This window comes from Streptomyces sp. CA-251247 (genome assembly GCF_050952975.1).
GTDB classification, from domain to species: domain Bacteria; phylum Actinomycetota; class Actinomycetes; order Streptomycetales; family Streptomycetaceae; genus Streptomyces; species Streptomyces achmelvichensis.
Window position 1 is genome coordinate 5,224,988 of the sequence record NZ_CP191861.1, and the last position, 18,042, is coordinate 5,243,029.

General features: G+C 71.7%; 19 protein-coding genes and 1 pseudogene. 18 read left to right on the forward strand and 2 right to left on the reverse strand.

Going from position 1 to position 18,042, the window contains the following annotated elements:
- The first annotated feature begins 8 nt into the window (after positions 1–8).
- From ACQPWZ_RS23265 to ACQPWZ_RS23330, 14 genes and pseudogenes are all read left to right on the forward strand, one after another.
- Positions 9–443 carry a TadE/TadG family type IV pilus assembly protein gene (locus ACQPWZ_RS23265; protein WP_433572290.1) on the forward strand — a complete coding sequence of 145 codons (435 nt, stop codon included), beginning with the start codon at positions 9–11 and terminating at the stop codon, positions 441–443.
- The gene (locus tag ACQPWZ_RS23270) at positions 440–793 is read left to right on the forward strand and encodes a TadE/TadG family type IV pilus assembly protein (protein WP_340475081.1); all 354 of its coding nucleotides are present in this window, start codon (positions 440–442) and stop codon (positions 791–793) included. Before ACQPWZ_RS23265 ends, ACQPWZ_RS23270 begins: the two co-directional genes overlap by 4 nt.
- Positions 794–833: 40 nt before the next feature.
- Complete coding sequence (locus tag ACQPWZ_RS23275) at positions 834–2,174, forward strand: CpaF family protein (RefSeq protein ID WP_327680780.1); 1,341 nt, start codon at positions 834–836, stop codon at positions 2,172–2,174.
- A gap of 111 nt (positions 2,175–2,285) precedes the next feature.
- Complete coding sequence (locus ACQPWZ_RS23280) at positions 2,286–3,227, forward strand: type II secretion system F family protein (protein ID WP_340475082.1); 942 nt, start codon at positions 2,286–2,288, stop codon at positions 3,225–3,227.
- 15 nt (positions 3,228–3,242) lie between these two features.
- Positions 3,243–4,130 carry a DUF5936 domain-containing protein gene (locus ACQPWZ_RS23285; protein WP_433572291.1) on the forward strand — a complete coding sequence of 296 codons (888 nt, stop codon included), beginning with the start codon at positions 3,243–3,245 and terminating at the stop codon, positions 4,128–4,130.
- Positions 4,131–4,198: 68 nt separating this feature from the next.
- Positions 4,199–5,581 carry a sensor histidine kinase gene (locus tag ACQPWZ_RS23290; RefSeq protein ID WP_433572292.1) on the forward strand — a complete coding sequence of 461 codons (1,383 nt, stop codon included), beginning with the start codon at positions 4,199–4,201 and terminating at the stop codon, positions 5,579–5,581.
- Positions 5,582–5,625: 44 nt separating this feature from the next.
- The gene (locus ACQPWZ_RS23295) at positions 5,626–6,462 is read left to right on the forward strand and encodes a response regulator (RefSeq protein WP_433572293.1); all 837 of its coding nucleotides are present in this window, start codon (positions 5,626–5,628) and stop codon (positions 6,460–6,462) included.
- Between the two features lie 123 nt (positions 6,463–6,585).
- Positions 6,586–6,831: a hypothetical protein gene (locus ACQPWZ_RS23300; protein WP_313944382.1), complete on the forward strand. Its 246-nt coding sequence runs from the start codon at positions 6,586–6,588 to the stop codon at positions 6,829–6,831.
- A gap of 44 nt (positions 6,832–6,875) precedes the next feature.
- Positions 6,876–7,505, forward strand: a pseudogene (locus ACQPWZ_RS23305) (pilus assembly protein TadG-related protein); the annotation flags it as partial.
- 65 nt (positions 7,506–7,570) lie between these two features.
- Complete coding sequence (locus ACQPWZ_RS23310; RefSeq protein WP_433572294.1) at positions 7,571–8,125, forward strand: hypothetical protein; 555 nt, start codon at positions 7,571–7,573, stop codon at positions 8,123–8,125.
- Positions 8,125–8,754 carry an OmpA family protein gene (locus ACQPWZ_RS23315; RefSeq protein WP_313944380.1) on the forward strand — a complete coding sequence of 210 codons (630 nt, stop codon included), beginning with the start codon at positions 8,125–8,127 and terminating at the stop codon, positions 8,752–8,754. Before ACQPWZ_RS23310 ends, ACQPWZ_RS23315 begins: the two co-directional genes overlap by 1 nt.
- A gap of 83 nt (positions 8,755–8,837) precedes the next feature.
- Positions 8,838–10,163, forward strand: coding sequence for a hypothetical protein (locus tag ACQPWZ_RS23320; protein ID WP_433572295.1), 1,326 nt, complete (start codon positions 8,838–8,840; stop codon positions 10,161–10,163).
- Between the two features lie 288 nt (positions 10,164–10,451).
- A complete protein-coding gene (locus tag ACQPWZ_RS23325) occupies positions 10,452–11,333 on the forward strand; it encodes a hypothetical protein (protein ID WP_433572296.1) in 882 nt (293 codons plus the stop codon).
- Positions 11,334–11,411: 78 nt separating this feature from the next.
- Positions 11,412–12,479, forward strand: coding sequence for a phosphotransferase (locus ACQPWZ_RS23330; protein WP_433572297.1), 1,068 nt, complete (start codon positions 11,412–11,414; stop codon positions 12,477–12,479).
- 195 nt (positions 12,480–12,674) lie between these two features.
- Here the strand turns inward: ACQPWZ_RS23330 and ACQPWZ_RS23335 are convergent, their stop codons facing one another.
- On the reverse strand, positions 12,675–13,070 hold the full coding sequence (locus ACQPWZ_RS23335; protein WP_433572298.1) for a DUF192 domain-containing protein: 396 nt from the start codon (positions 13,068–13,070) through the stop codon (positions 12,675–12,677).
- Between the two features lie 103 nt (positions 13,071–13,173).
- On the opposite strand from ACQPWZ_RS23335, the gene ACQPWZ_RS23340 reads away from it, so the two are divergent.
- The 4 genes from ACQPWZ_RS23340 to ACQPWZ_RS23355 all read left to right on the forward strand — a co-directional run bounded on the left by ACQPWZ_RS23340 (position 13,174) and on the right by ACQPWZ_RS23355 (position 16,856).
- Positions 13,174–14,001 carry a prepilin peptidase gene (locus ACQPWZ_RS23340; protein WP_433572299.1) on the forward strand — a complete coding sequence of 276 codons (828 nt, stop codon included), beginning with the start codon at positions 13,174–13,176 and terminating at the stop codon, positions 13,999–14,001.
- A 97-nt stretch (positions 14,002–14,098) separates the two neighbouring features.
- Positions 14,099–14,494, forward strand: a complete 396-nt coding sequence (locus ACQPWZ_RS23345; protein WP_433572300.1) for a cupin domain-containing protein — start codon at positions 14,099–14,101, stop codon at positions 14,492–14,494.
- The gene (locus tag ACQPWZ_RS23350) at positions 14,491–15,291 is read left to right on the forward strand and encodes a class I SAM-dependent methyltransferase (protein WP_433572301.1); all 801 of its coding nucleotides are present in this window, start codon (positions 14,491–14,493) and stop codon (positions 15,289–15,291) included. Before ACQPWZ_RS23345 ends, ACQPWZ_RS23350 begins: the two co-directional genes overlap by 4 nt.
- Positions 15,292–15,302: 11 nt before the next feature.
- A complete protein-coding gene (locus ACQPWZ_RS23355) occupies positions 15,303–16,856 on the forward strand; it encodes a DUF2079 domain-containing protein (protein ID WP_433572302.1) in 1,554 nt (517 codons plus the stop codon).
- Here the strand turns inward: ACQPWZ_RS23355 and ACQPWZ_RS23360 are convergent.
- A complete protein-coding gene (locus ACQPWZ_RS23360) occupies positions 16,834–17,988 on the reverse strand; it encodes a winged helix DNA-binding domain-containing protein (protein ID WP_433572303.1) in 1,155 nt (384 codons plus the stop codon). The two genes, ACQPWZ_RS23355 and ACQPWZ_RS23360, sit on opposite strands and share 23 nt — an antisense overlap.
- Positions 17,989–18,042 lie beyond the last annotated feature (54 nt).

The window sequence follows — 18,042 nt, forward strand, 5'->3', positions numbered from 1 at the left end:
GTCGAGCGATGAGATCTCCAGGGACAGCGATAGGCGCCGTGGTGGCGCGGTGGCGTGGCGGCCGGGGCGCTGCATCGGTGGTGGCGCGGCTGCGTGGCGACCGGGGTCAGGCCGCGATCGAGTTCACGGGCACGGTCCCCGTCATTCTCGCGACGCTCGTCCTGCTGTGGCAGGCCGCGCTGCTCGGCTACACGTTCTCGCTCGCCGGGAACGCCGCCGACGCGGCGGCCCGGGCGGGGGCGGTGGACGGCGACTGCTCGGCCGCCGGCACGGAGGACCTTCCGGGTGCCTGGCAGGGCGGGGCGAGCGTGAACTGTGGCGAGTCCGGCGACCTGGTGACGGCCACGGTCGTCCTCGACGTGCCCGTCCTCTTCCCCGGCAGCGTGAACTTCCCCTTCCGTTTCGACGCCCATGCCTCCGCGGCCCGAGAGGACCGGCCGTGAGGCGCCGCCGGGACGACCGCGGCCAGGCCGCCCTCGAATACGCGGGCGTCATCACCCTGCTGCTCTTCGTCGCCCTCGCCGCGATCCAGCTCGGCATCGTCGCCTACACCGCCCAGCAGGCCGGCACCGCGGCCCGCGCGGCCGCCCGCGTCGCCTCGCACGGCGAGGGCGGCGGCGAGGCGGCCGGTTACGCGGCCATGAGCGACTGGCTCGCGGACGGGGCCCAGGTGAGCGCACCCGCCGGGGGCGGCGAGGTCACGGCGACCGTCACGATCCAGGTCCCCGCCCTGCTGCCGGTCTTCGACTTCGGCTCCGCCCAGCGGACCGTCACCATGCCGGTCGACGAATGACCCCGCCACACCGTCGCGGACGGCGAGAGGAGATGACGTCATGAGCCTGCGGTCACGCATCAGCAGTCCGGAGCCGGTCAACGGCCACAGCGAGGAGAACCGCCTCGTCGGGGTCTACCGCGCCAAGCTCCTGGAGGAGATCGACCTCGCGGAGATGTCCTCGCTCGCCGCCGCCGAACGACGGGCCCGGCTGGAGCGCGTACTCGGCCACATCATCAGCCGCGAGGGCCCGGTGCTGTCCACCGTCGAGCGCTCGCAGCTCATCCGCCGCGTCGTCGACGAGGCGCTCGGCCTCGGCATCCTGGAACCGCTGCTCGAGGACGCGTCCATCAGCGAGATCATGGTGAACGGCCATGAGCAGGTCTTCGTCGAGCGCGGCGGCCGGCTGGAGATGCTCCCGCTGCGTTTCTCGTCCAACGAGCAGCTCATGCAGACGATCGAGCGCATCGTCTCCACCGTCAACCGCCGTGTGGACGAGGCCAATCCGATGGTCGACGCCCGGCTGCCCTCCGGGGAGCGCGTCAACGTCATCATCCCCCCGCTGTCCCTGACCGGCCCGATCCTCACCATCCGGCGCTTCCCCCGGGCGTTCACGCTCGCGGAGATGATCGCGATCGGCTCGCTCGACGAACAGATGACGCTGCTGCTGGCAGGGCTGGTGCGGGCCAAGTTCAACCTGATCGTCTCCGGGGCGACCGGCACCGGGAAGACGACACTCCTCAACTCCCTGTCCGCTCTCATCCCCGAGGGCGAACGCATCGTCACCATCGAGGACTCCGCCGAGCTCCAGCTCCAGCAGGCGCACGTGATCACGCTGGAGAGCCGGCCGCCCAACGTGGAGGGCAAGGGCCGCGTCACCATCCGCGACCTCGTACGCAACTCCCTGCGTATGCGCCCCGACCGCATCATCGTCGGTGAGGTCCGCGGCGGCGAGACGCTCGACATGCTCCAGGCGATGTCGACCGGTCACGACGGATCGCTGGCCACCGTCCACGCCAACAGCGCCGAGGACGCGCTGATGCGCCTCCAGACGCTGGCGTCCATGTCCGAGGTCGAGATCCCGTTCGTGGCGATCAAGGACCAGATCAACAGCGCCGTCGACGTGATCGTCCAGCTCACCCGGCACGCCGACGGCTCCCGCCGGGTGACCGAGATCGCCGTGGTCGACTCCTACGGCCGTGAGGAGTACCGCATCGTCTCCGTCTGCCGCTTCAACGCCCAGCCGATGTCCGCCGACGGACGGATCCACGGGCGGTTCGAGTACTACCCGGTGCCGCGGCGGGTCGCGGAACGCCTCTACATGAAGAACGAACCGCTGCCACCGGCCTTCGGCATCGCCGCCTCCGAGGCCCAGCTCGCCGTCCGCAGGTCCCTGCTGTGACACGGCCATGACCCCGACCACCCCGATGCCGCCGCCGACTCCGATGCCGCCGACCACGTCGACGACGCGACCACCCCGCCCCCGACCGCACACCGAGAAGGTCCCGCCGCCATGGACAACCTCCCACTCCTGACGATCGGAGTCGCACTGCTCGCCTGTGTGCTCTGCGTCGTCGGCGTGCACGCGTACTCCTCCGGCAGGGCCCAGCGCCAGGCACTCGTCGAGCGCATGTCGCAGACGGGCCCGCTCGCCCTGCCCTCCGGGAGGCGACGGCGGTTCGGCGGTGTCGACCGACGGCTGCGCGGGACGCGGCTCGGCAACCGCATCGAACGGAAGATCGCGGTCACGGGCCTCGACCTGACCCCGGGCGAGTACGTCGTCTACGTGGTCGCGGCCCTGCTCGCCGTGTACGTCGTCGTCGGCGCGATCTTCGCCCCCTTCTTCGGTGTACTGGCCGCCGTCGCGAGCCTGTGGGGCGCCAACGCCTTCCTCAACTGGCAGCGCGTCAAGCGCACCGAGGCGTTCATCGCCCAGCTCCCCGAGTTCACCCGCGTCCTCGCCAACGCCACCCAGGCCGGGCTGGCGCTGCGCACCGCGCTCGCGATGGCCGCCGAGGAGCTCGACGACCCGGCGGGCCATGAACTGGGCATGGTCGCCGACCAGTTGGCACTCGGCCAGTCGCTGGACGACGCGCTCGGCGAGCTCGCCGAACGGCTGCCCTCCCGCGAACTCATCGTCCTGGTCACCACCCTCATCCTCGCCAACCGCGCCGGCGGCCAGGTCGTCACCTCGCTGCGGAACCTGACCGAGACGCTGGAGGAACGGAAGGAGACCCGCCGGGAGGTCACCACGATGCTCTCCCAGATCAAGGTCACCGCGCTGGCGGTACCCCTCCTCGGGCTCGGCTTCCTCCTGATGATCAACGCGACGACCCCGGGCGCCCTCGACAAGATGACGGGCTCGGTGGTCGGCCAGTTCGCCACGCTCATCGCCTTCGGCCTGTACGCCCTGGGCGCCTTCCTCATCCGCCGTATGTCCAGGATCCAGGTCTGAGAGGGCGACGACACCATGGGACTTCTGCTCGCCGCGCTCCTCGCGGTCTCCGTGTACGGGATCTTCCACGGCATCCGGATGTACCGCGCCGACGCCCGGCTCCCCGGCGACCTCGCGCTCGCGCTGGAGGTGGGCTCCACCCGGACCACCGCCGTCGGCTCGGGAATCGACCGCCTCGGCATGCGGTACGCCCCCGCCGTGCTGCGCGCCATGGGCCCCAAGCGGGTCGACGCCGTCCGTAAACGGCTCGACATGGCGGGCAACCCCTCCGGCATGACCGTCGACCGCTATGCCGCACGCCGCGCGGTCTACGGATTCCTGGGCGTGCTCGCGGCCTTCTCCATGCTGCTGCGGGGCCAGTTCGTCATCGCCGTCCTCGCCCTGCTGTTCGGGCTCTTGTGGACCGATGTCATCATCCGCGCGGCGATCCGCAAGCGCCGTGAGGACATCGAACGCACGCTGCCCGACTTCCTCGACGTCCTCGCCGTCGTCGTCTCCGCCGGACTCGGCTTCCGCCAGGCGCTGGAACGCGTCGCGGAGAAGTACCAGGGACCCTGGTCCGACGAACTGCGCATCACCCTGCGGCAGATGGACATGGGGGTGAGCCGGCGCGACGCCTTCGACCAGCTGCGCCGGCGCAACGACTCCGAGCAGGTGTCGATGTTCGTCACCGCCCTCCAGCAGGGCGAGGAGCTCGGTGCGCCGATCGTCGACACCCTGATCCAGATCGCCACCGACATGCGCCGCACGGACGCGCAGAACGCCCGGCGGAACGCCGCGAAGGCCGTGCCCAAGTCGACGCTGGTGGTCACGCTGGTCATGCTCCCGGCCACCCTGATCCTCATCGTCATGAGCTTCTACTACGGCTCCGGGGTCGACCTCGGAGACGTCCTGGGCGGCTGACCACCGCACACGCGGACACCCGCACAGACTGCGGACACAGAAGGACGACCGAAGGGGAGGTGGACACCATGGCACCGGGCAAAGCCGTACTCAGCGGCGGCAACGCGGGCGAGACACCGGCCGATGTGGCCGCCACGGGCCCCGCACGCCTGCCGTCGCTGCCCATCCAGGTCAACGCCCTCCAGGCGCTGTGCCGTCAGGTCTTCGGATTCCGGCTGGCGATGATCGCCCTGGCGGCCCCCTTCGCCCTCGACGGCACCCGCCCCGGCCCGGCGACCTGGCTGGTGGGCGCGGCGGTGCTGGTCACCTTCATGACCTCCTACGTCCTCCTGCGGGACTGGGAACGCTTCGGGCCCGTCCTGCTGCGCCACCCGTGGCTCCTCGGCGCCGACATGACGTTCGGCGCGCTGCTGCTGATCACCGCGTCGCCCGACTCGACCCTCGCCTACGTCACCATGTGCACCCCGCTGCTGGCCGGACTGATCTCCGGGTGGCGCGGAGCCGCGGTGTTCGCGATCCTCCAGTCGCTCATCATCGCGGGCGCGTACGCGGTCAATGTCGAGGCCGAGGCCCGCTTCACCGCCCTGCTGCTGCCCGGCCTGTGCGTCCTGGCCGGAGCCATCGGCAGCACCCTGCGCAATCTGATGCTCGGCTTCGGAGCGGCCAGCCAGGCCCTGACCGAGGCGCGCGCCCGGCTCGCGGTCAGCGGCGCGGTCGAACAGGAACGGGCCCGGCTCGCCCGGGAGATGCACGACTCCGTGGCCAAGACCCTGCACGGCCTGGCGCTCGCGGCCGACGGCCTCGCGAGCTCCGCCGACCGGATGGACCCGCTCACCGTCAAGCACCAGGCGGAGCTGGTGGCCCGCTCGGCCCGCCGGGCCGCGGCCGAGTCCCGGGAGCTCCTGTCGGACCTGCGCCGGGAGTCCGGCCTCGACGGAGGTGTCGACCTGATGGCCGAACTGGCGGCGCGCACGGACGACTTCGCCCGCCGCAACGGTGTACGGGCCACCTTCAGTCCGCTCGGCGACGGACCACCCCCGAACGTGCCGCCCGCCGTCGCCCGTCAGGCCCTCACCATCGCCTCCGAGGCCATGGAGAACGCCCACCGCCACGGCCGGCCGAGCTATCTCGCCGTGTCGGCCGGAGTCACCGGCGACGTGTTGCGGATCAGCGTGTACGACGACGGACGGGGACTGCCGCCCGGCACCTCCCTCGAAGGGCTGCGCCAGGCGGGCCACTTCGGACTGGTGGGCATGGTGGAGAGGGCGGCGTCCATCGGCGCGAGGATCCGGATCGGCCGGGGGCGGGCGGCGAAGGGCACGGAGGTACGCCTGGAACTGCCGGTGGTCGCGCTGGGGGTGGTCGGGGGCATTCCCCGGCAGCCGGCCGGGCCCTCCCGCAGCCGGACGCCGTACACCCCCGAGGCACAGCGCACCCGAACGGTCACCTGACAACGCCACCCCCTGTCCCCGCCTTTCGAGAGGAGGCTGCAGCCATGCCGGACGAACACTCCCGCACCTCGGGACAGCACTGGAGCCATCAGTCGCATGCCTCGCAGCACACGTCCTCGCACACCTCCGACGAACTTCCCGCGCTGCCCGAGCAGTTGCCGGCGGCGATCTCACCCCTGCGGGTGGTCGTGGCCGACGACAACCCCGTCGTACGAGCCGGGCTGACGGTCCTGCTTCAGGGCCGGGCCGACCTCGACGTCGTGGCCGAGGCGGCGGACGGCCGCGAGGCCTACGAGGCCGCGGTCCGGCACCGGCCCGATGTGATCCTGCTCGACGTCCGGATGCCGGGGGTCGACGGCCTCGCCGCGCTGCCGCATCTGGTCCGCCTCGCCCCGGTGCTGATGATGACCTACAGCCGGGAGAGCGAGATCGTGCACGAGGCGCTGCGGCTGGGCGCCGGAGGCTATCTGGTGCACGGTGAGTTCACAGCGGACCAACTGGTCGCAGCCGTACGGGACATCAAGGCGGGCCGGGCGACCTTCACCCATTCCGCCTCCGGGGCACTGCTCGCGGGGGTGCGGAGCGGTCGGCAATTTGCTCAACGGTCTTCGCTTACGCAAGCGAATATGGCACATTCGTCTTCGGACCCCGATGTAGCCGGTGAACTGCGGGGAGTGATCACCGAGTTGAGTCAGCGGGAGGTGGAGGTGATGGACCTGATCGCGTCGGGCATGACCAATCAGCAGATCGCCGCCTCCTGCTTCATCAGTCAGAAGACGGTCAAGAACCACATCAATCGCATCTTTGCCAAGTTGAACGCGGGCAGCCGGGGCGAGGCCATCGCCGTCTGGCGCAGCCTCGCACGAGGGGGGTCGGCGTGAGGGCGTTACGCACACTCCGCTGCCCCGATTGGGCCCACCCTTGGGCCCACAGACCCATGTCCGCCGTCCCGCCCCGGGCGTACGGTGCACGCGCTGAAAGCCGGACCGGCCTGGAGGAAGTCGATGTCGAACGTGACGCTGAAGGCGATCGTGAACACCCGTGTGTACGTGGCCGCCTGGGTGGCCGCGACGGCACTGGCGATGAAGGAACGCCGCGACGAGGGCCAGGGCGCGGTCGAGTACGTGGGCGTGATCGTGCTGGTGGCGCTGATTATTGCGGCGCTGGTGGGGTCGGGGGTGGCGAACGACATCGCCACGGGCCTCACGACCAAGGTCAACGAGATTCTGGGCGGAGGCGGTGGGGAGTAGTCCCTCCCACCGCTGGTAGTACCCGTGAGGCAGGGCAGGCCGCTCCCATCTACATCGCGATGGTGGCGGGCCTGCTCTTTCTCGCGCTCGCCTTCTTTGCGGTGGGTCAGGCGGGAGCCACTCGCAACGGCGCTCAGTCCGGAGCCGATGCTGCCGCCCTTGCCGCCGCCATGGAGTCCAGGGACCGGGTCCTCGGCGACGGTGAACTCGACCTCGACTTCCTGGGCGATCTTCTCGACGGTGATGTGATCGGGGACCCCGGCGGTGGCTGTGCGGCAGCCGGTCAATTTGCGGGTGAGAACGAGACGACGGTCACGGGGTGCGACTTCCTGGGCCCCGGCCGCTGGGGTTTCCGGGTGACCGTCGATTCGCAGCCGCTCGGGGAGACGATCCTCCCGGGAACAGCCGATCAACGTGCCCAGGCGAAGGCCACCGCTGTCGTGGAGCCCTTGTGCACCTTCGAACCCTCGGAGAACGAGCCCCCGGAGAACGAGCCCTCGCCTGGCGATGGGGACAACGAGCCCGAAGAGCCCAGCCCGTCGCCCTCCGAGGAGCCAGGGTCCCTGGGAACACTGCACTGCCCCGACGGCGGCGACATCGACATCGATCCCGAGGACCCGGATCCACTTCCCGACCTGTCCGAACTCTTCACCGTCCGGCTGGTCGAGGACTGACCGCGACCGAACACAAAGGAACACCACTCATGAGAAATCGGCACGGAGCGATGACCCGCAGGGCAGTGACCGCCGTCCTTGCGGCAGCGGCGCTGTCGCTGTCGACGGCGTGCGGCGGCGGTGACAGTGGCTCCGACGACAAGAAGAGCAGCAGCGCCGCGACGGAATCTGGCAAGCCGGAGGAGTCCGGCGACGGCGGCGGCAACACCGTGCCGGACAAGAGCCAGACCTTGGCCACCATCAACGGCAGCAACGGTTTCGAGTTCACGATCCACAGCGCTGTTCGGGACGGCGGTGGCTTTCTGACGATTTCCGGAGCGGTGAAGAACACGACCGGGAAACGCCAGATTCCCCCGATTCAGTGGAACGGCGAAGAGACCCTGGTCAAGCGCACAGGCAGGTCATTCGCCGGGGTGACCCTGGTCGACAAGGTGGGGAAGAAGCGCTACTACGTCCTGCGTGACACCGACGGCTTTCCCCTGACGACAACCGGCCTCACGGCATTCGAAGGCGGCAAGAGCGTCGACTTCTTCGCCCAGTTCCCCGCACCCCCCAACGAGACCACCACCCTCGATCTCCAGATCCCCCTCATGCCCACCGCCACGATTGAGATCTCCTGATGCGTGCGGCACCCGTCTCCCTCGCCGCCCTGCTCCTCTTCACCAGCATCCAGCTGACCACCGCCCCCGCCGCGTCCGGCGCCCCCGTCGACGACGACCCGAGCGTCCCGCCCGGCACCGAGTCGACGTACACCCCGCCGGAGATCGACGGCAGCAACCCCGGTCTGAAGATGCGCGACGGTGCCACCCTCGCCCAGCCGCGTGTGCTGGACATCGTCTCCATCGTGGAGACCGAGGGCGGTGAGGAGCGCCGTGAAGAGACCACGTCCTCACTGAAGTTCGCGCTCCAGGCCGAGGTCCTGTTCGGCAAGGACAGCGCCAAGCTCACCCCGCAGGCCAACGGCCGCATCTCCGCCATCGTCGCGGAGATCAAGAAGCACAACGCCCAGAAGGTCCGCGTCTTCGGGTTCACCGACAACCTCGGTACGTACGAGCACGGCCGGGTCCTGTCCAAGAAGCGGGCCGACGCCGTGCACGGGGTGCTCAGCGGGCAGCTCGACGACGCCGGGATCACCTATGAGGTCCGCGGCTACAGCGAGGACTATCCGATCGCGGACAACTCCAGCGAGGAGGGCCGGACCAAGAACCGCCGTGTGGAGGTCTCCTTCCCGACAGGGGGCACCAACTGAACGCGTTCCCGCCGTACGTCCCGCAGCCGGCCCGCAGTACGCTGCGGGCCGGCTGTCGACCGAGTGGGCCGAGGAGCGCGCGGATGAGACGGGTACGGGCCGCAACGGTGACGGTGCTTCGCGGAGTTCTCCTCGGAGTCGTCTGCGGGGCCCTCCTCGCGCCGGCGTCCGCCGTCGCGGTCTCCCCGAGCGGCCCGGCCGCCGCCTACCGGACCGCCCCGGACGCGAAGCCCGTCCACGGCGCGGCATCCAGCGCCGAGGGCCCGCGGCTGCGGCCCGGGACGTACACCGACACGGTCTCCGCCGGGGAGCGGAAGTTCTACCGCGTCGTGCTCGACGACGTGTCGAACGCCTATGTCTCCGCCGTACTGGCTCCGCCGCCGGGCAGCCCGGTCGGCGCCACGGACGGCGTGCGGATAGCGCTGGAGTCCGCGGACGGTGAGAAGTGCAGCGTGAGCAACGACGTCACGTTCGGCAGCTCCACCGCCCGGCCCGTCGCCGACTACGCCACGCGGCGCATCGGGAAGGGCCGGGAGTGCCAGGCGGCGGGCGACTACGTCTACAGCGTCGAGTGGATCGGCTCGGGGGCCGGTTCCGGGGCCCGTGACTGGCCGTTGGAGCTGAAGTACATGACGGAGCCCGGGGTCGGGGACGGTGCGCAGACGCCCGCGCCGTCCTCCTGGGCGACGCGGCCGGCGGACCCCGTCACCGGGGCGGCGAAGGGCGTCGACGGCGGATCCGGGTTCAACGACGCGCCCGCCGTCGGCCATGGCGTGTGGAAGGACCGGCTGAGTCCGGGTGAGAGCCGGTTCTACAAGGTGCCCGTCGAGTGGGGGCAACAGGTCTTCCTCGACGCGGAGTTCGCCGGTACGGCCACCGGCCGGGCCGCGTCGGTCCCGGACGGCCTGCGGCTGACGCTGTTCAACACGGGCCGCGGCTTCGTCAAGAACGAGGCGACCGGCTACCGGGGCGGTCCCTCGGAGGTGTCGCTCGGCACGGCGCCCGCCGCGTTCGCCAATCGGACCTCGCCCCGGGACGACACGGGAGCGATGCGGTTCTCCGGTTGGTACTACGTCCGGGTCTCGCTCGATCAACGGGTCGACACAGCGCTGTCGTTGACGCTGCGCGTCGGCGTCGAGGGCGATCGCGTCGAAGGTCCGGCGTACACGGGTGACGCCGTCGCTGCGGGCTTCGGGCTCAGCGACGAGGACCGGGCGGCCGCACAGGCCGGGCGGGCATCGTCCGGCAGCGGAACCGGGAACAGCGCGCTGTACAAGGCCGTCGGCTACACGGGGATCGGCCTCGGTACGGCCCTCGTGCTGATTCTCGCCGTGTGGACGCTGCTGGCCCGCCGCAGCCGCGGCCGCCACGTGCGGCAGCCACTGCCGTGGGAGCCGCGCGCCCATTGAGCGGGCCGGGCGGCGTGGGCCTCCTGAGCCGTCGGCGCCGCAGGTCGGACACAAGGCCCAGGTCACGGGGGGCCCACGATTGGGCCCGGGGGCCCATGACCCCGGCACATCCGCTCCCTACCGTCGCTTCATGTCGCCACACGGGGTTGCGCGTCGGGCCCGCCGTCGAGTGTGCCGGGGACTGCCGCGCCCCCGTGCACGCCTCCTCGGCCGGCGGAAGGAGCGCGGGGACGGGTCGGGCCGGCCTGCCGCCGACCGTTCTGGCCGGGTCGACGACGGGACCTCTTCGTGATCTACAGCTTTCTGACCGTCCACCGGCTGACCGTGTCCGCCATGGCGGTCGCGCTGGCGCGGGCGGTGGGCGTGCCCTCCACGGCGGTCGACATCGCCGACGAGGACTCGGTCGAGGACCGGGACGGCCGTAACTGGGACGCGCTCGTGCTCTGCGGCTACCACGCGGTCGCCGGGGATGTCGCGCTGGCCTGGGAGGTCTCCGTCGCGGACGCCGTGCCCGACCCCCCGGACGAGGCGGAGGCGGCGCGGAGCCTCGCGGCCCTGAGCGGAACGACGGTGCTCTACCCCGCCGAGGAGACGGTTCCGTCCGCGTACTGGGCGGCCGCTCCGGACGGCACGGTGACGCGCGCCCGCGTGGTCGAGGCGGGCGCGAGCGGCGGAGCCGTGGTGGTGGAGGTCGAGGCCGTCGAGACGGCTGTCGCCCAACTACCGTCGGCGCGAGTGCAGTTACTGCCGGAGATCTTCCGCGAGGAGAAGGTGCCGACGCCGGTGGCGGACGCCTTCGCCGCTCTCACCGACGCCGACGGCAGCGCACCGGCGCGGAGCCCGGAGAACCGTGCCCGCGAGGAACTGCTGCTCTGGGAACGTCTCGTCCGCAGAGTGGAGGCCGACTGGGGGCCGACCGGCCGCTACCCCGAGGAGCTGTATCTGGAGGACCTGCGCACCCGTGACCGGCTCGCCGAGCGGCTGTCCACCGTGCACGGCACCCTGGGCGGGGAAATCGCTCGTTCCGCCGAGACGCTCGACGTACTCTTCCGTACGCACACCACGGACGACGGGGGAGAGCTGCTCGGGCGCCTGACCAAGGCGGGATCCGCGATGGCGGACCGCGGCTGGTGGTGGCGACGGCGACCTGCGCGGCTGCCCTGGGTCTGACGGCCTGACGGGATCGAACGGGATCGAGGAGTCCGGTCGGCGGCCTGCGGCAGGTGTGCCGGCGAAGGAGGGACACGCGTGGCGGTGCCGTTCGGTGACCGGCTGCGGGACGAGCTGGGTCCGCCCCGGCGGGCGCGGCTGCTCGACAGCAGCCCGCGGTCGGCGGTCTGGCGCGTCGAACTGCCCGACGGCACGGTCGCCGTGGTGAAGCAGCTCGTCGCCGATGAAGCAGACGGCGAGGCAACCGGTGCAGCTGCCGACGCCGCGGCCGACGAACGCTACCGGCGGGAGATCACGGCCCTGCGCTCCGCCGGTCGCGTACGTCCCGCGGTGGTGCCACGCCTGCTCGGCACGGCCCCGGACGCCCGGGTGCTCGTACTGGAGCACGTGGAACACCGAACACCGCGCGAGGGCTGGCAGATCGCGTACGCACAAGGCCTCGCCCGATTGCATGCCGCGGCCACCGGCGACGAGACGGAGCTGCCCCGTTGGACCGGTCCCGGTGAGCGCGATGTCACCGCGTTCCTGGCGTTCGCCCGGCGTCTCGGCGCCACCGTCTCCGCGGCGGCCGAGGACGAACTCGGTGCGTTGGTGCACCGCCTCGGAACACCGGCTGCACGCAGCGCACTGCTGCACGGCGACCCCTGCCCCGGCAACGATCTGCACACCCCCGACGGCATCCGCTTCGTCGACTTCGAGCAGGCCTGCCTCGGCAACGGCCTCATGGAACTCGCGTATCTGCGCATCGGTTTCCCGACCTGCTGGTGCGTCACCGACGCTGCCGGGCCGCTGCTGTCCGAGGCCGAGGAGATGTACCGCACCACCTGGCGTGCGGCGACCGGCACCGAGGTCGCGGGTGATCTCGCCGACGCCTGCGCGGGCTGGCTGATCCGGGGCGACGCCCTGGTGGAGCGCGCCCGCCGGGGCACCGTCGACCGGCTCGCCCGCGCGGTGGACGAGGACTGGAAGTGGGGCACCGTCACCGCGCGGGAGCGGCTGCTGCACCGGCTCGGCGTGGTCGCCGGGATGGCCGGCGGCCATGAGGCACTGGGTGCGCTGGGCGCGCTCGCCGGGGACCTGCGTGACCGGGTCCGAGGGCGGTGGCCCCGGCTCGGCACGGTGCCGACCCGCAGACCGTCGTCATAGACAGCCGGGTGAACTCACGGGCCGGGCCACCCGGCTCGCCGCCTGAAGCTGCCCGGCTCACGGCCTGAAACGGCCCAGCGCCTGAAACGGCCCAGCGCCTGAAACGGCCCAGCTCGACGCCTGGAAGGACCCAGCTCGATGCCCGGAAAGACCGAGCCCGCAGCCTGGGAGGGCCGGGCCGCCCGGCCGTGGACATCACCGGTCAGCCGGCCCCGGCCCCGCCGCCCCCGGCGTCTCGATCGTGAGCCGTGCCCCGGTGACGAGACCCCACCCCGCCATCGCCCCCGCCTCCGCCTCCAGCACATGCCGCGCCCGCAGCCGCGGCCTCCCCAACCGCCCCGGCCCCATCGTCCGTATCTCGATGACCCGCAACTCCCGGTCCAGATAGGCCACATCGATCGAGAAGCGCATCCGGAAGGTGTGCACGCTGTTGCACGGGGTCAGCAGCATGGCCCCGTCGATCCCGTCCCGGCCCAGCAGCCCCCGCCGCCGCGGACCGTAGGTCGCCGCGATCTCCACCGGCACCGCGGCGTCCCGCCCGGCCGCCCGCAGCACCCCCGTGCCGTCCCGCCACCGACGCCGTCCGCTCATGGTCGTAGACCGTAGCGCCGGCCTTCCGGCCGTGGGTCCGGATGCCCCGAGTGGGCCCCCGGACCCATGACCGCGGTCGGAACGGGCCCTTACGCTCTTTGCCGTGTATGCCACGCTGCTCGCCGTCGCCGCCCTGTGGGGCGCCGCCGCGGGCCTGCTCGTGCCCCGCGCCGCGTACCGGCTCTCCGTCGAGCCGGGAGAGCCCTGGCGCGGCAGCTGTCCTTCGGGGCACGGTTTCGCCGGTCCGGTGCGCGGTTGGATCGGCTCAGTCCGGTGCGCGACCTGTGCGACGGCGGTACCGGCCGTGTCCGGCCAGGCGGCCGACGGTGTGGCGGGCCCTTCCCCGGACGCACCCGCGGCACCTGCGGCACCCGCGACGCCCGTCACCGTCCCGCCCGTCACCGTCCCCCTCGTCACCACCGCGGCCTGCGTCGCCGTGGCGGCCGCCAGCGGGGCCCGCCCCGAACTGGCCGTCTGGCTGCTGATGGTGCCCTTCGCCGTACTGCTCGCGGTCGTCGACCTCCGAGTGCACCGGCTGCCCGACCAGCTGACCCTGCCACTGGCCGCCGCGGCCGCACTTCTTCTCGGACCGGTGGCACTGCTGCCCGGCCACGCCGGTTCCTGGGCCACGGCACTGCTCGGCGGACTCGTCCTCGGCGGCGCGTACTTCGTGCTCTTCGTCATCCATCCCAACGGCATGGGCTTCGGTGACGTCAAACTGGCACTGTCGCTGGGAGTCGTCCTCGGCTGGTACGGCTGGAGCGTGCTCTTCGTCGGCGCCTTCGCGGGCTTCCTGTTCGGCTCGCTCTACGGGGTCGTGCTGATGGCCCTCGGCCGCGCCGGCCGCAGGACGGCGATCCCCTTCGGGCCGTTCATGATGGCGGGAGCCCTGCTGGGGCTGCTGCTCGGCGCACTCGCCGCCCGAGGCTGAACCCGCAGGTACCCGACCGCCCTCACCCGCACGTCGCCCACCGCGAGTCGCCCATAACGAGAAGACAAGCGGTGCCGCGGCGCGCAGTATCGGTCCCATGGACACCGAGCCGGTCAACATCATCGAGGCGCTCGCCTCCTTCGACGACGTCTACAGCCCGCGCATCGTCGCCCGGATGAACGACTACGACGTACGCATCGCCCATACCGCCGGAGAGCACGTCTGGCACGTCCACGAGGACACCGACGAGTTCTTCCTCGTGCTCGACGGCCGCTTCGACATCGCCCTGCGCACCGCCGACGGCACCGAGTCCACCGTCGAGCTCACCAAGGGCGACACCTTCGTCGTCCCCAAGGGCACCGAGCACAAGCCGTCGTCGCCCGGCGGCTCGATCCTGATGTTCGAGCCGTCCGGTACGAAGTCGACCGGTGACCGGCACGAGGGCGAGATCCCCGGCCATGTCGACAGCACCACGGGACACGCCCTGTCATGACAGCGCAGCAGCACGGCACACCACGGTCGTTCGAGGATCTGATCGACGAGGCGGCGGCCGTCTCCGTCGAGGGCTGGGACTTCTCCTGGCTGGAGGGGAGAGCCACCGAGCAGCGCCCTTCCTGGGGGTACGCCCGGTCGATGGGCGAGCGCATGGCGCGAGCCTCGGCGGCGCTGGACATCCAGACCGGTGGCGGCGAAGTCCTCGCCTCCGTACCGGTGTTGCCGCAGCTCACCGTCGCGACGGAGGCCTGGCCGCCGAACGTCGCCAAGGCCACCGCCCTTCTGCGGCCGAGGGGCGTGGCGGTCGTCGCCGATCCCGAGGAGCCGCCGCTGCCGTTCGCCGACGAGGCGTTCGACCTCGTCGTCAGCCGCCATCCCGTCCGCGCGTACTGGCAGGAGATCGCCCGCGTACTGCGGCCCGGTGGCACGTACTTCTCACAGGAGGTCGGCCCGGCCAGCGTCTTCGAACTGGTGGAGTACTTCCTCGGGCCGCAGCCGCCCGAGGCGCGCGGCGCCCGCGACCCGCAGGCGGCGCGGGCCGCAGCCGAGACCGCGGGCCTGGACGTGGTGGATCTGCGGGCGGAGTCGCTGCGGACCGAGTTCCACGACATCGGGGCCGTCGTCTACTTCCTGCGCAAGGTCATCTGGATGGTCCCCGGGTTCACGGTCGAGCAGTACCGTCCGCAGCTCGTGGCGCTTCACGAACGGATCGAGTCCGAGGGACCCTTCGTCGCCACGACGACGCGCTTCCTCATCGAGGCGGTCAAACCCGGCTCGTGCCGCTCCCGGCACTAGCATTCGGAGATATGCGGACATTTTCTGACAACGCGGCGGTTCGGCGCAGCGTCCTGCGATCCCTCGTCCCCGCGCCCTCGCCGGAGCCCGGAACACGCGCCGCTGCCCGCTTCCCCGCCGCCCTTCTCCCCTGGAGCTGGGCGGCGGCCTTCTTCCTTCTCTACGCCACCGTCGCCGTGCGCCGTCATCTGCTGCTGCGCACCACCGGCTACGACCTCGGCATCTTCGAGCAGGCCATCCGCGCCTACTCCCAACTGCGCGCCCCGATCGTCCCGTTGCGCGGGGAGAACTTCCATCTGCTCGGCGACCACTTCCACCCCGCGCTCGCCGTCCTCGCCCCGCTCTACCGCCTCTGGCCGTCCCCGCTGTGTCTGCTCCTCGCCCAGTCCGCGCTGCTGGCGCTCGGCGCCGTGCCGCTGGTGGCCTGGGCGCAGCGGGTACTCGGACGGCGGCCGGCGCATGCCGTCGCTCTCGGGTACGGGCTCAGCTGGGGCATCGCGTCGGCCGCCGCGTTCGACTTCCACGAGGTCGCGCTCGCCGTGCCGCTGCTGTCGTTCGCCGTCGTCGCGCTCGGCAGGCGGCGTTGGGGAGCCGCCGTTGCCTGGGCCGCACCGCTGGTCCTGGTCAAGGAGGACCTGGGCCTGACCGTCGCCGCGCTGGGCTGCTTCGTCGCCTGGAAGGGGCCGCGGCTTCTCGGCGTCGTCACCGCGGCCGCCGGTGTGATCGCCTCGGTGATCGAGATCAAGGTGCTGCTCCCCGCGTTCAATCCGGCCGGCGGCTATGCCCACGGTGTGAACCTGGGCGAGGGCAGCCACTCCACCCTGCTCGGCACCCTCGTCCTCGCCCCGCTCGACGCACTGCGCCCGGACATCAAGGCGATGACGCTCATCCTGGTGTTCGCGCCCTCGGCGCTCCTCGCCCTGCGCTCCCCGCTCGCCCTGCTGGCCGTGCCCACGCTCGCCTGGCGGATGCTCTCCCAGAACGGCTTCCACTGGGGCACGTCCTTCCACTACAGCGCCGTCCTGATGCCGATCGTGTTCGCCGGGCTCATCGACACCCTGCGGCGCTGGGGCGCGGCGGACCACCCGCTCGCCGCGCGGCAGGTACGGGCCTCCCTCGCCACGGTCCTCGCCGTCACCGTCGTCATGCTGCCGTCGTTCCCCCTGGCCCAGCTGGCGCAGCGGGCCACCTGGCGCACCACACCCCACATCGAGGCCGCCCGCTCCCTGCTCGCGAGGATCCCCGACGGCGCGTCCGTCGCCGCCTCCAACCGCCTGGTGCCCCAGCTCACTTCCCGCTGCGACGTGGTGCTCTTCCCGACCTTCCCGGTCGACGCCCGGCTCTACGAGTACGACAAGGACCGGCTGCCGCGCCCGACGGCCGAGTGGATCATCCACGACCGGGAGGCGCCCGAGGCCTGGCCGTATCGCACCGGCCACTGGCCCTATCCGCCCGAGAAGCAGGCCGCCGAACTCGACGCCGCCGAGCGCCGGTACGGCTACGAGCGGATCGCCGAACAGGACGGCATCACCCTGCTGCGCCTCAGGCATGCGGCCCGACCGTGACCGTACCGACCGTCAGCTCCGCCGTCCCCTCCAGCACTTCGGCGACCCGCTCCACCTGTCGTTGAAGGTCACGGCGCGTCCGGGCGCGCTCCAGCGCCTTCCCCACCGGTTCGACCGTGACCGCGGTCCGCTTCCCCGACCGCTTCTGGTGCCACACCCCGTGGACCTCTCCGTCGACGAGGACGACGGGGAAGTTCCCGGCCTGACCGCCGGCGAGCGCCCGCTCGCGGGCAGCGCCCGGGAAGAGCAGCTCACGCGGCTGCGAGGCGATGGTGAACGCGTCGAAGTAGGGCAGCAGCCGCACCCCGCGCGGTGCCTCGTCGGCGAACTCGGTGTCCCCGGCCGCCACCCACGCCCGCTCACCCGCGAACACGACCTCCTCGATCCGCCCGCCGGCCGCCGATGACGCGAAGAGCCCGGCTGCCCAGGCGCGCGGAGCGGCGAGCCACTTCGCGAAGTGCGCGGGTGAGGCGGGCCCGTACGCCCGCAGATAGTGCTCCAAGAGGGCCTCCAGCGCGGCCGGCCCGTCCATGGGGGTGACGCCGGGGCTGGTACAGGTCGCCTTGCGCCCGCGGTTGGGGGCGAACGCGAGCAGTCCTCGGTGTGCCGCCAGATGCGTCGCCTGACGCCACCGGGGCCACTTGTCCTGGAAGGCCTCCATCACCGGATCGCCCGCCCACGGGCCGGTGCGCTCCACGATCGCCTCGGTCAGCTCGTCGACCGTGAGCTCGGCACCGGTGAGCGCGTCGCCGATGGCCGCCAGGACCTGCTCCGTCTGCTCGTCCGTCATCCGCACATGGGGCGGCATCGGGTTCGATCCGGCGGGGATCGCGGAGAGCGCCCCGGTCCACATCGGCATGTCCTCGGCCGCCAGCAGATGGACGGTGCCGCGGGGTCCGTACGTCTTCACGAGGCTGTGCTCGGTCCACAGCGCCTCGCGCACGCTGGTCCGGGTCGCGCCGCCGTCCAGGCGCAGCGCGACGGACAGCTCGGCGGCGGAGAGGACCTGCGCGTGCGCGCCGAGCATGGCGGCGGTGATCCGGGCGGGGGAGCCCTGGGCGGGGGTGACCAGGCCCTGGCGGCGGAGCCTGCGGGCGGAGGCCTCGGTCCATGTCACTTCGCGCGTCGTCATGACAGGACTGTAGGAGCCCTATAGGCCAGATCCTGTCCTCGTTCGGGACCGCGA